10 protein-coding genes are annotated in these 12,853 nt (G+C 69.7%); 3 read left to right on the forward strand and 7 right to left on the reverse strand.

Annotated features, from left to right (window positions below):
* Positions 1-22: 22 nt before the first annotated feature.
* Genes E3328_RS21000 through E3328_RS21015 form a run of 4 tightly spaced genes read right to left on the reverse strand, consistent with a single transcriptional unit; the run spans position 23 to position 4,886 of the window.
* Positions 23-1,555 (reverse strand): glycoside hydrolase family 28 protein, encoded by a 1,533-nt coding sequence (locus E3328_RS21000; RefSeq protein ID WP_135366610.1) that lies wholly within the window; start codon positions 1,553-1,555, stop codon positions 23-25.
* 37 nt (positions 1,556-1,592) lie between these two features.
* The gene (locus E3328_RS21005; protein WP_135366611.1) at positions 1,593-2,519 is read right to left on the reverse strand and encodes a pectinesterase family protein; all 927 of its coding nucleotides are present in this window, start codon (positions 2,517-2,519) and stop codon (positions 1,593-1,595) included.
* Between the two features lie 45 nt (positions 2,520-2,564).
* Complete coding sequence (gene dgoD / locus E3328_RS21010; protein WP_135366612.1) at positions 2,565-3,737, reverse strand: galactonate dehydratase; 1,173 nt, start codon at positions 3,735-3,737, stop codon at positions 2,565-2,567.
* A 60-nt stretch (positions 3,738-3,797) separates the two neighbouring features.
* Complete coding sequence (locus E3328_RS21015; RefSeq protein WP_135366613.1) at positions 3,798-4,886, reverse strand: alpha/beta hydrolase family protein; 1,089 nt, start codon at positions 4,884-4,886, stop codon at positions 3,798-3,800.
* 109 nt (positions 4,887-4,995) lie between these two features.
* Here E3328_RS21015 and E3328_RS21020 point away from each other — a divergent pair, with 109 nt between their 5' ends.
* Positions 4,996-6,324 (forward strand): glycerate kinase type-2 family protein, encoded by a 1,329-nt coding sequence (locus E3328_RS21020; RefSeq protein WP_135366614.1) that lies wholly within the window; start codon positions 4,996-4,998, stop codon positions 6,322-6,324.
* 21 nt (positions 6,325-6,345) lie between these two features.
* Here E3328_RS21020 and E3328_RS21025 read toward each other — a convergent pair whose 3' ends face one another.
* Together E3328_RS21025 and E3328_RS21030 are read right to left on the reverse strand one after the other, a co-directional pair.
* Positions 6,346-7,392, reverse strand: a complete 1,047-nt coding sequence (locus E3328_RS21025; protein WP_135366615.1) for a mannonate dehydratase — start codon at positions 7,390-7,392, stop codon at positions 6,346-6,348.
* Positions 7,393-7,513: 121 nt separating this feature from the next.
* Positions 7,514-8,359 (reverse strand): fumarylacetoacetate hydrolase family protein, encoded by an 846-nt coding sequence (locus E3328_RS21030; RefSeq protein WP_135366616.1) that lies wholly within the window; start codon positions 8,357-8,359, stop codon positions 7,514-7,516.
* A 117-nt stretch (positions 8,360-8,476) separates the two neighbouring features.
* On the opposite strand from E3328_RS21030, the gene E3328_RS21035 reads away from it, so the two are divergent.
* Positions 8,477-9,844, forward strand: coding sequence for a nickel pincer cofactor-dependent isomerase, group 22 (locus E3328_RS21035; protein ID WP_135366617.1), 1,368 nt, complete (start codon positions 8,477-8,479; stop codon positions 9,842-9,844).
* 42 nt (positions 9,845-9,886) lie between these two features.
* On the opposite strand, the gene E3328_RS21040 is transcribed toward E3328_RS21035, so the two are convergent.
* The gene (locus tag E3328_RS21040) at positions 9,887-11,032 is read right to left on the reverse strand and encodes a Gfo/Idh/MocA family protein (protein ID WP_135366618.1); all 1,146 of its coding nucleotides are present in this window, start codon (positions 11,030-11,032) and stop codon (positions 9,887-9,889) included.
* Positions 11,033-11,207: 175 nt separating this feature from the next.
* Here E3328_RS21040 and E3328_RS21045 point away from each other — a divergent pair, with 175 nt between their 5' ends.
* Positions 11,208-12,314 (forward strand): Gfo/Idh/MocA family protein, encoded by a 1,107-nt coding sequence (locus E3328_RS21045; protein ID WP_135366619.1) that lies wholly within the window; start codon positions 11,208-11,210, stop codon positions 12,312-12,314.
* The last annotated feature ends 539 nt before the right edge of the window (positions 12,315-12,853 follow it).

Consider the following 12,853-nt stretch of genomic DNA (forward strand, 5'->3'; position numbering starts at 1 on the left):
CGGGCCGAAAAAGGGCGACAGTTCAGACCCAGTCGCCGTCGGGCCGTTCGACGCCCTCGGCCAGGTCGCCGTGGTTGCCCGCGAGGGAGAGTCGGCCGGCGTCGTCGCCGCGGACTCGCAGGAACGGTCCCTCGCCGGCCCACTCGCAGCCGCTCACGAGCGTCTCGTCCACGTCGCGGAGTTCGACGACGGGCGTCTCCTGGTCGGGGTCGACGTGGAGGCCGTCGATGGAGACGCGCCCGGTCTCCTCGAAGGCGAGCGCCGGCGCCTCGGCCGTCCGGATCCGGACGTTCGAGAAGGAGATGTCCTCGATGGACTTGCAGAACAGGCCGTGGCGCTGGTCGAAGCCGTCGGCCATCGCCGGCGAGAGGTCCGTCGAGTCCAGCGGGCGAGTCGCGTCGATCTCGACGTTCGAGAAGGAGACGTTCTCGAAGCGCTGCTCGGGGAGGCCGGCGAAGAAGCCCGCCGTCTCGACGTTCCGGGCGGTGATGTTCGAGTAGGCGACGTTGCGGACCATCGGCGTCGACTCGTCGACGGGGATCGGGTCGCTGTCGATGTCCATGAAGTAGTAGCCGTTGATGGTAAAGGGGCAGGCGACCCGCCGCATGACGATGGTGTCGAAGCGCAGGTCCTCGACGACGCCGCCCCGGCCGCGCTGGGTCTTGATGCGGATGCCGCGGTCGGTGTCGGTGAACGTGCAGTTGCTGACGGTCACGTCGCGCACGTCGCCGGACATCTCCGAGCCGATGACGACGCCGCCGTGGCCCGCCTCGACCGTGCAGTTCGTCACGGTGATCTGTGAGGCGGGCCGACCCACTTCTCGGCCCTCCTCGTCCTTGCCTGACTTGATGCAGATGGCGTCGTCGCCGGCGTTGAGGTAGCAGTCGCTGACCCGGACGTACCGCGAGGAGTCGATGTCCATCCCGTCGCCGTTCGGGGCATCGTGGGGATTCTCGATGTTCACGTCGTGGAACGTGACGTTGTCCGAGTAGACGACGTGGGTGTTCCAGAACGGCGAGTTCCGGAGCGTGACCCCCGAGACGGAGACGTTCTTCGAGCGGTCGATCTGGAACAGGGGCGGCCGGAGCGTGAAGCTGCTCACGTCGTCGGCCTTGTCGTTGGCCGCGTGGAACTCGTCGAGACGGGCCGCGAGCGACTCCGGCAGCTCGTCGTCGTCGACGCCGTAGAACTGCCACCAGTAGTCGCCCTGGCCGTCGACGGTGCCGCGGCCGGTGATCTCGACGTTCTCGGCCGCCTCGACGAGCAGACAGGGGTGAAAGCCGGTCTGTTCCCACCCCTCCCAGCGGCCCTCCCGGGCGGGGAACGCCTCGTGGTCGCGGACGAACCGCAGCGTCGCGCCCGCCTGCAGTTCGAGGGTCGTGTCGCCCCCGACGGTCAGCGGTCCGGTCAGGTACTCGCCGGGCGGGACGACGACGGTCCCGCCCGCGTCGGCGCAGTCGTCGAGCGCGGACTGCAGGGCGGCCGTGTCCCGCTCGTCGCCGGTGCCGGACGCACCGAAGTCTCTCACGTCGCGTGTCCCGTCGCTGTCTGTCATACTCTCACGATCACCGAGGCCAGCTATAAATCTTCCCTCACTCTCCGGCGGACGCGAGCCGCTCCCCGGGGTCCCAGTCGCCGAAGACGGTCGCGAGCGTGTACTCGTCGGCTTCGCTCCCGGACAGCTGGTGGGACCACGCGACCCGGTCGTCCGGCCGGTACCCCGGCCCGTCGTTGCCGTACTCGGCGTAGAACGCCGTCTCCTCCTTGTCGGGGTCGTCCCAGTTGTGCCAGCCGGCGGGTTCGACGTGGGGGCCGAGATACGAGTGCAGGAAGACCGTCCGGGCGTGAGGGCGCCACGGGCGGCCGAGGTAGAACGACTCGGCGTCGTCGTCGCCGCACACGTCGCAGTCGCGGAAGACGAGGCCGAAGTCGTCGGCGGCGGGCGTCGAGGCGGCGGTGACGTAGCCGCTCTCGCCCTTGCAGACGACCTCGCAGCCGTCGAAGACGGCCGTCGCCCAGCCGAAGACGAAGTCGACCGTCCCCTCGACGTAGCAGTCGCGGTAGTACTGCCGGCTGTCTTCGCCGTGGACGTAGAGCGTGTCCTGATTGCCGAGGAACCGACAGTTCTCGAAGACGGCGCGGTCGCCGTCGACGCGGGTCGCGACCGCCTGCCCGACCCGTCCCGCGCTGTTCTCGAACGCGAGGTCGCGGGCGGTGAAGTCGTCGCCGAACAGGAAACAGCTCGACGACTCGGTCGTCCCCATCGGCTCGCCGAACCGGTTCTCCTTGCCGTTGTAGTCGTCGTGCGTGAGGACCGTCTCCTCGGGGCCCTCGCCGACGAGCGTCACGTTCGTCTTCGAGGTCGGGACGACGAGTTTCTCCTCGTAGCGCCCCGCCCGGACGAGTATCCGCGTCTCGGCGTCCCGGAAGTCCGGGACGGCGTCGACCGCGGCCTGTACCGTCTCGAACGTCCCGTTCCCGTCGCTGGCGACGACGAAGTCGTAGTCGTGGTCGGGCATGACGTACCCGCTCAGACGGTCGCCACGCCAAAGTAGTTGCGCAGGTCAGCGCTCGCCGACGCTCCCGTCGGCGCGGCGGCCGAGCGGGCGGGAAAAGGACAGGTCCCGGCCGTCGAACTCGGCCACGGTCGCCTCGTCGATCTCGACGCCCAGGCCCGGACCCTCCGGCACGTCGATGAACCCCTCCCGTACGTCGAAGATCCCGGGGTTGTCGACGTAGCGGAAGGCGCCGTCGGTCGAGTGGAGGATCTGCTCCTGGACCAGGGCGTTGGGGACGGCGGCGTCGACCTGGAGCGAGGCGGCCGTACAGACCGGCCCCATCGGGCAGTGGGGCGCGACGGACACGTCGTAGGTCTCGGCCATGTCGGCGATCTTCTTCGTCTCGGTGATGCCGCCGGCGTTGGACACGTCGGGCTGGACAACGTCGACGGCGTCGGCCTCCAGCAGCGGCCGGAAGTCCGAGCGGGTGTAGAGGCGCTCGCCGGTCGCGATGGGCAGCCGCGTCGACTCGGCGATCCGGGGCAGGGCGTGGTCGTGGTCGGGCGTGACGGGCTCCTCGACGAACATCGGGTCGTGGGGCTCCAGCGCCGCGGCGAGCTGGCGCGCCATCGCCTTCGACGCGCGGCCGTGGAAGTCCACGGCGACATCCACGTCGGGGCCCACGGCCTCGCGCACGGCGCCCACGATGTCGGCGGCGGCCTCGACGCTGGCCGGCGTGTCGATGGGTTCGAGCCCGCCCGTGGGGACGAGCTTCAGCGCCCGGAACCCGGCGGCGACCTCCCGTTCGGCCGCCCGAGCGGCGGCCGCCGCGGGGTCCTCGACGTCGTCGCGGTGGGCCCGAACGTGCTGATAGGCGCGGACGCGCTCCCGGGCCGGGCCGCCGAGGAGTTCGTACACCGGCGCGCCGAACTCCTTGCCCTTGAGGTCCCACAGCGCCTGGTCGATACCGGCGATGGCGCTCATGTGGATCGGCCCGCCGCGGTAGAAGCTGCTCCGGTACATCGCCTGCCAGCGGTCCTCGATGGGGGCCGGGTCCGCCCCGAGGACGTACTTCTCCATCATCTGGTCGACCGCGGCCGGCGTCGCGGAGGGCGCCGTCCCCTCGTAGTGCCACTTGGTGTACGGTTCGCCCCAGCCGACGCGCCCGTCCCTCGTCTCCAGTTTCAACAGTTGCCAGCGCGGCGGCACCTCGTAGAGTTGGTAGTCGGTGATCCGCATCGTCCCCCTCTCCACGGCACAGACCCATGAATCTATGTCACGGTTCCGCGGCTCCGATGCTCACCCCGCGTCTCGACCGACGCCCTCGACGAACGGCCAGACCCCCTCGACGTAGTAGCGATGGCCTCCCTGACCCTCGTAGAGGGCACAGCGGTCCGACGCGTCGGCCGCCCCGTAGATCGATTCCAGCCGATCGAACGCCCGGCGGGCGCCCTCGATCGGAAAGATGTGGTCGTCGACGCCGTTGACCGCGACGAACGGGCGAGGCGCGACGAGGCCGGCGATATCCCACTGTTCGCCGAGGCCGACGAGGCCGGGGACGTAGTTGCACTCGCAGTGGTCGATCGAGGCGATGGACGCCTCGAACGAACAGAAGTACGACGACACCGCCGCCGCGTCGACGCGCTCGTCGACGGCCGCCGCGAACAGCGCGGTCGCGCCGCCGCCGGAGTGGCCCGTCAGCACGACGCGGTCCTCGTCGAAGCGGTCCCGGGACTCCACGAAGTCGAGGAGGCGGGTCACGTCCCAGACGCGGTCGCCGGCCAGCGACCGCCCGAACAGCTGCGCGTGCAGTTGCAGGGTGTGACAGGTGCGATACCCCAGTTCCTCGTCCTCGCGGTTGGCGAGGTCGCCGAGTCCGCGGGTCGTCGGCGCGATCGCGGCGTACCCCCGTTCGACGGCTTGGACGGCCATGTCGCGCTCCTCCTCGCGGACCTGTCGGCGCTGTTCGGCCGTCCCCGGCCGGCCGGTGGCGACGGCGCGGCCGCCCTCGCCGTGTCCATGAAGAGTGATCGCCACGGGATACGGGGGGTCGCTGTCGTGGGGGAGGAGCACCGAGACGGGGAGTCGGAAGTTCGACTCGGTCCGCAGCCGCCACTCCTCGCGCCGGTGTGTCCCGCCGTCCGCGTGCGACTCACCGTCCACCCGCTCGACGCGTTCCGGCGAGAGCGGCGGGACGCCGGCCGCCTCGATCGTCGGAAGCCCGAGGACCGACCGCAGGTCCGCCCGGAACTCGGACTGCCAGGCCCGGAACGCGTCGCCGGTCTCGCCGTCGTACGCGTGGCGGCGCTCGTGGTCCCGGAACAGCCGCTCGGTCCACCCCTCGGGATAGAGGTGCCCGTCGCCGTCCTCGTCCTCGCTCTCGTCCATGATACCTCTCGATGGCCGGCGAGGGGAGATAAACCCGATCGGTGGCGCGAGGGCTCGGACGGGATCGGCGGTAGAAGATGTTTTGGGCGCCCCGGTCGAGGGTACGGGCATGATCTCGAACAGGGACCGGATCGCCACCGGGCCCGACCGCGAGACGGCGCTGGACTGCATCGAGGCGGCGATCGACGCGGCCGCCCCGGAGACCGCGACGCGGTCGGCGGTCGGGCTCGACGGGGGGACGCTCACGGTCGGGGGGTCGAGCTACGATCTGGACGAGTACGACGACGTGGTCGTCGTCGGCGCCGGGAAGGCGGCCGGTGGCGTCGCTCGCGCGCTCGAATCGGTCCTGGGCGACAGGATCACCGACGGCGTCGTCGTCACGAAACACCCGGTCGAGACCGAGCGCGTCCGCGCGGCGGTCGGGGACCACCCGTATCCGAGCGAGCGGGGCGTCGAGGCGACGACCGACCTGATCGAGACCGTCCGGGCCGCCGACGAGGGGACGCTCGTCCTGTTCGTGCTGACCGGCGGGGCGAGCGCGCTGCTGGCCGCGCCGGCGGGGTCGCTGACGGTCGCGGACCTGCAGGAGACGACGGAGGCGCTGCTGTCGAGCGGCGTCCCGATCGGCGGGATCAACGCCGTCCGCAAACACCTCTCGGCAGTCAAGGGCGGTCGGCTCGCCCGCGAGGCGGCGCCGGCGACCGTCTGCGGGCTCGTGCTCTCGGACGTGGTCGGCAACGACCTGTCGACGATCGGCAGCGGTCCCACCGTCCCCGACGAGACGACGTTCGACGACGCGCTCGGCGTCCTCGACCGGTACGACGTGACCGCCCCCGAGGCCGTCCGCGAATACCTGCAGGCGGAGACCGGGGGGGAGACCCCGGGACCGTCCGACCCGGCGTTCGACCGGGTCACCCACCACCTGATCGCCGACAACATGACCGCGCTGGAGGGCGCGGCCGAGGCCGCCGAGGCTGCGGGGTACGAGCCGCTGGTGCTCACCTCGCGGCTGCGCGGCGAGGCGAGCGAGGTCGGGAAATCCCTCGTGTCGATAGGGGCGGAGGCGGGCGCGACGGGCACCCCCGTCGAGCCGCCGGCGGTCCTGCTGGCCGGCGGGGAGTGTACGGTCTCGATCACCGGCGACGGCGGGAGCGGCGGGCCGAACCAGGAACTCGCGCTCTCGGCGGCGCTCGAACGGGAGGACGCCGTCCTCGCGGCGGTCGACACCGACGGCGAGGACGGGAGTTCCGAAGCCGCCGGCGCGGTCGTCGACGGCTCCACGGTCGGCGACGGCGACCGCGAGCGCGCTCGGGAACACCTCTCCGTCAACGACGCCGGGACCTACCTCGCCCAGGTCGGCGCGACCATCGAGACCGGCCCGACCGGGACGAACGTCAACGACGTGGTCGCCGTGGTGGTCGGCGAGCGGTCGTCGTGACCTCCGAGTGAGAACCACCGTCTATCGGCCTTCGCTGGCGACGGTGTCGACGACGCCGCGCAGGTAGCCGACGGTGAACCCGCGGGCGCGGTGGCGCCAGTCGGTGTCGTCGACCATCTCGGGGACGTGGTCGGGGATGAGGACGCCGTCGAAACCCACGTCGACGAGCGCGCGGACGGCCTCGGCGGTCTCGAAGTTGCCCTCGTCGACGAACGTCTCGTGGAACCGCGGGACGGAGCCGACCACGTCGCGGAAGTGGACGAACACGATGTCGTCGCGCTCGCCGAACCGGCGGATGACCTCGGGTACGTCCTCGCCCATCTGCGAGAAACACCCCAGGCAGAGCTTGAGGCCGTGGTTGTCGCTCGGGACCAGCTCCATCGCCTTCTCGAAGTTCTCGACGTTGCGAAAGAGTCGAGGGATGCCGCCGAGCGACTCCAGCACGGGCGGGTCGACCGGGTGCAGCGCCAGGTCGACGCCGGCCTCCTCGGCGACCGGGAGGACGGTTTCGAGAAAGCGCTCGTAGTTGTCCCAGAACTCCGCCTCGGTGTACTCGCGGTCGATGCCAGGCGCGAGGCCGTCCGGGTCGTCGATCTCGTCGAGGTCGAAGGCGGTCCCGGTCGCGCCGCCCCGCAGCTCGACGGGCTCTGTCCGCATCGGCACGACGCCGCGGGGGTTCCACTGGTAGCCCAGGATCGGGATGTCGGCCTCGCCGAGGTTACGGACCAGCGTCGTGATCGAATCGAGCGCCTCGTCGCTCCCCTCGCGGTCGAACATGATGTCGCCGTACAGCGAGTACGGCAGCGACTGGATCCCGGTCAGGCGCAGGCCCGCGTCCTCGACTCGCTCGCGGGCGGCGTCGAGCTCGGCGACCGACGGAATGGAATCGGGCCCGACCGCGATGGTCTGGGCTGCCTCGCGGTCGTTGAACTCGTCGGGTTCCTCCTCGGTGTCGGCGTGGTCGACGAAGATGTCGGTCGCGCCGAGCTGGCGGAGGTACCGGAGCCGCTTCGCCGAGAGGTTCCGCGTCCGGACCCCGACACGCGGCGTCGCAGGGGTGTCGTCCATACCGACGGGGTCGCGCTACTGGCTCAAAAGCCCACTCACTGCGGTTCGTTCGTCCGCAACTGGAGTGGGTTCGCCCGGACGGTCAGCGGCGAGGCGGGCCGCCGCGGTCCGGGAGTCTCGCTTACTCCGCGACGACTGGGTTTTCGAGCGTGCCGATGCCCTCGATCTCGGCCTCGCAGGTGTCGCCGGGTTCGAGTAGTTCGGGCGGGTCGCGGAAGATGCCGACGCCGCCGGGCGTCCCGGTCGTGACCACGTCGCCGGGTTCGAGCGTCACGTCCGCGCTGATGTACGAGACCAGCTCGTGCATGTCGAAGATGAACTGCTCGGTGTTTGAGGACTGCTTGGTCTCGCCGTTGACCCGCAGCTCAACGTCGACCGCGTTGGGGTCGAAGCCGTCGCCGGCGACGAGTGTCGGGCCCAGCGGCGCGAACGTGTCGTAGCTCTTGCCGCGGAAGAACTGCCCGTCGGACATCTGCGCGTCGCGGCCGCTCACGTCGTTGAGCACCGTGTAGCCGGCCACGTAGTCGTCGACCTCGTCCTCGTCTACGTCGGTCGCCCGACGGCCGATAACGGCGGCGAGTTCGACCTCGTAGTCGACCTGTTCGTCGCCGCCGGGGTGGACGATCGGACTGCCGGGGTTCGTGACGGCCGTCGAGGCCTTCGAGAACAGCATGGGGACCTCGGGGACCTCCTCGTCCTGCTCCTCGGCGTGGTCGTGGTAGTTGAGGCCGGCACAGACGATCTTCCCGGGCCTCGGGACCGGCGCCAGGCGGTCGACCTCCTCGGGGTCGACGACCGGGAGCGCGCCGTCGTCGACGGCGCTCGCCAGGCGGTCGAGATAGCGCTGGTTGGTCAGGTCCTCGTACGACGGTTCGCCGGCGGGGTCCGCCGCGAGCGCGTGGATGCCCGCGCCCGTCTGGACGCCCCAGGCGGGACCGCTTCCGTCGGAATATCGAACGAATTGCATCGATCGGGATAGGTCGGCACTCTCACTTAAATTGGCCGATCGGAACGCCGAGCCCGAGCGGGACTCGCCCGCGGATGGCACGGACATCTTTAAGATTGGACCGGGCAACGTTGCGGTATGGACTCGGATCTATCGAGGGATTCGCTCGCGGTCCCGGAGGCGGCGATCGGCGAGGCCTGCGGCGAGACACCGCTGCCGGAGCTAGGCGTGATCGAGCAGGTCTGGGAGACCGACCCGATACCGACCGACGAGATCGCCGAGCGGGCCGGCGAGGCGTTCGCGTCGCTGCCGCTCGACGAGGTCCCCGACGGCGGGGAGATCGCCATCGGCGCCGGGAGCCGCGGCATCGCGAACCTCGCGGAGATCGTGGCGGGCGTCGTCGCGGAAGCCCGGGATCGAGGCTACGAACCGTTCGTGTTCCCGGCGATGGGCAGCCACGGCGGCGCGACTGCCGAGGGCCAGCGGGAGATGCTGGCGGAACTCGGCGTCGACGAGGAGACCGTCGGCTGCGAGATCCGGTCGAGCATGGACGTGGTCGAGGTCGGGCGGACCGAAGACCGCGACGTTCCCGTCGTCGCCGACGCGAACGCCGTCGCGGCCGACGCGATCGTCCCGATCAACCGGGTGAAGCCCCACACCGACTTCGACGGGACCGTCGAGAGCGGGCTCTCGAAGATGCTCGTCATCGGGATGGGCAAACAGCGCGGCGCCAAGACCGCCCACGACTGGGCGGTCGACTGGTCGCTGCGGAACATGATCCCCGAGATCACCGAACGCCTGCTGGACGAGTTGCCGGTCGTCGGCGGCGTCGCGATCCTCGAAGACCAGCGCGACGACACCGCGCTGCTGGAGGGCGTCCCGCCCGAAGGCTTCCTCGACCGCGAGGCCGAACTACTGGAGCGGGCCTACGACGAGATGCCGACGCTCCCGTTCGACGACATCGACGTGCTCGTCCTCGACCGGCAGGGCAAGGACATCAGCGGCCAGGGGATGGACACGAACGTCATCGGCCGCCGGCCGTTCGCGATCCAGGAGCCCGAGCCCGACACGCCCGAGATCAAGCGGATCTACACCCGCGGGCTGACCGAGACGACCCACGGCAACGCGATGGGGATGGGGTCGGCCGACTTCGTCCACGCGGACCTGCTCGCGGGGATCGACATGCCGACGACGCTGATCAACGCGCTGACCGCGAGCACGACCCGCGGCGTCCGGCTCCCGCCGGCCGTCGAGACCGACCGCGCGGGGTTGATCGCGGCGCTGTCGACCATCGGCATCGTCGACCCCGAGACCGTGCGGGTGGTCCGGGCCCCCGACACGATGCACCTCCAGCGCCTCTACGCCTCGCCGGCGCTCGTCGACGAGGCGCGCGAGCGGGACGACCTCCGCGTCGTCGCCGAGCCCTCGCCCGTCGAGTTCGAGGACGGCGAGTTCGCGGCGCCGCCGGCCCACGAGGCGGTCGCCGACGGGTCGGGTGAGGACTGAAAACCGCGACAGAACAGCAGAGAACCGAAATGCGGTCGTTCTTCAGTCGAGTTCGGACAGTTCGACGCGGCGGCCTTCCTCGTGCGAGAGATGGGCCGCCTCGGTGAGCTGGACGCCGCGGGCGCCGGCGGTGAAGTCCCACGGGAACGGCTCGTCGGCGACGACGTGGCGGACGAACTCCTTCCACTGGGTCTTGAACGCGTTCTCGAACTCGCGGTTGTTCGGGACAGTCTCCCAGTCTTCGGTGAAGTCGTGTTCCTTCGGCGTGTCGGGGTTCCACTCCGGTTTGGGCGTGTTGGCGTGGTGCTGGGACTTGCAGTCGCGCAGCCCGGCGACGGCGCTGCCCTCGGTGCCGTCGACCTGGATCTCGAGGAGGTCGTCGCGGTTGACCCGCGTCGTCCACGAGGAGTTGAGCTGGGCGACGACGTCGTCCTCCAGTTCCATGATCGCGTAGGCCGCGTCGTCGGCGGTCGCCTCGTAGGGCTCGCCGTCCTCGTCGACGCGCTCGTCGATGTGGGTGACCTCGTGGCTGCGGACCGCCTCGATCTCCCCGAACAGGTTCTCGAGGACGTAGCTCCAGTGGGAGTACATGTCGTCGACGATGCCGCCGCCGTCCTCCGCGCGGTAGTTCCACGAGGGGCGCTGTGCGGGCTGGTTGTGCCCGGTGAACACCCAGTAGCCGAACTCGACCCGTACGGACAAGATGTCGCCGAAGAAGCCCTGGTCGATGAGCCGCTGGAGCTTCATCACGCCGGGCAGCCAGAGCTTGTCCTGGACGATGCCGTGTTTGGAGTCGCTGGCCTCGGCGGTCTCGGCGACCGCCCGCGCCGTCTCGAGGTCGCCGGCCAGGGGTTTCTCGCAGTAGACGTCCTTGCCGGCCTCGATGGCCCTCCGCACGCAGTCGGCCCGGCGGGAGGTGATCTGCGAGTCGAAGTAGATCTCGTCGTCGCCGTCGAGGACCGTCTCCAGGTCGGGATCGGCCGCGTAGCGGTCGACGCCGTGTTCCTCGCTCAGTCGCTGCAGTTTGCGCTCGTTGCGGCCGACCAGGATCGGGTCCGGCAGCACCCGTTCGCCGCCGGGGAGCTCCACGCCGCCCTCCTCCCGGATCGAGCAGATCGACCGGATGAGGTGCTGGTTCGTCCCCATGCGACCGGTCACGCCGTTCATGATGATACCGATCTCTTGCATTGCGTCGTCACTGAATGGTTATCAGAACCTCAATAACATTTCGGTCACAGCGGGTGAGCACGTCCGCCGGGTCGGATATCGCCGGCCGACCCCCGGTCGCTCCGGACTCGCCGAGCGCTCGCGGACGGTATCCGTGACCGATACTTTGATGTGTCGTCTTAGAGCAATGCCGATCATGTCCACGAAGATCGGATACGTCGGTGTCGACCACCACCATCGGGACCCGTACTTCACGGTCGCCAGCGGCCTCGACCTGGACGTGACGGCCGTCTGCGAGCCGGGCCGGCGCGTCGACCTCGACAGCCTGACCGCGATGGACGACCGCCCCGACGAGATCACGACGGAGGGCGGCGACGTGGCGGATCTCGTCGCCGACGCGACAGTCTACGAGGACCCCCACCGGCTGGCCGCCGAAGCGGACGTCGACGTGGTCTGGATCACCTACCGAAGCGACGAGACGCCGGCGATCATCGAGACAGCGGTCGAGCACGGCGTCCACGTCGTCAGCGAGAAACCCATCGCGCGAACGGCCGCCGACCTGGAGGGGGTCGCCGAGAAGGCCAACGAGGCCGGGGTCACCGTGTCGCCGACGCTGTACTACCGGACGAACCCGGTCGCGATGGACATCCGCGATCGGGTCGAAGACGGCTTCTTCGGCGATATCTGGACCGTCCAGGGCCGGTTCAACGCGAGCCAGCTCTCCTTCCGGGACACCGACCACTACATCTACGACGCGTCCGTGAGCCGCGGCGGCGCGCTGCAGTGGATCGGCCCCCACTGGCTCGACGCGATGCCGTGGATGCTCGACGACCCGATCACCCGGGTCAACGCCAGCTTCCACGACGCCGAGGAGGCCGACGTGGACGCCGGCGCGGTCCTCCAGTTCGGGACCGAGAGCGGCACCCTCGGGACCTACCACACGGGCTACTACCTGAGCGACCGCGGCAAGGACACCCACTTCGGGCTCTACGGGACCGACGCACAGGCCCAGACGCCGCTGCACCACGACTCGCTGCAGCACGAGCCGACGATCCCCCTGGAGATCACCTCGGAAGACCCCGACTGGTCGGCCGCGCCCAAGCGGACCGTCCAGTACGAGTGCACCTACGACCGGTTCCCCGCCTGGGGCGACTTCGTCTACGACTACTTCGAGGCGTACTTCGATGGCTACGAGACGGGCGACGTGCCCGCGACCGTCGACGACGCCGTCCAGCTGCTCCGCGTCATGGACGCGGCCTACGACTCGGCCGACCGCGACGAGTGGGTCGCCGTCGGCGACTGAGACCGCCGGGCCGACGCTCACCTCCGCCGCCCGGGATACCGCACATCCCCCGGTCTCCGGCGGCTTCCGGCCCCGTTCTCCCGGAGCGCGACACCCGTCAATCCGGTTGCCACGGATTTCTCGGTAGGCGATCGGTCCCCCCACCAGCTGCTCCGGACCACGCGATCGCTGCCGGCGATCACCGAGCGCTCGCCACGTCAGCGTCGACTAACGCGCGGAGCGGATACATAATATATTCTAGAATACAAGAGAAAAGAGGGATATCATATACTACAGTCCGAACAGGAGTTCCGGGACCACAGCACCCCGCGAGATCGATGACGTGTGCAGCGATATAGCCCGATTAGGGCCGTATACCGCACGATTCGGGATCCTCTCCCGAAGTATCGGTCACAGTTAGCGGCCACGAGGTGAACGACCGGCGATAGCACGAGGGTCCGGTAGGATATGGCGAATTTTCGGCGTATACCGGGATAAAGCGCCGTCTATTCCGGACGGCACTTTCGGAACCGTCCGGCCGTCGCGCTCGCAGACGCCAT

Origin of the sequence: Halosimplex halophilum (assembly GCF_004698125.1) — an archaeon.
Lineage (GTDB): Archaea > Halobacteriota > Halobacteria > Halobacteriales > Haloarculaceae > Halosimplex > Halosimplex halophilum.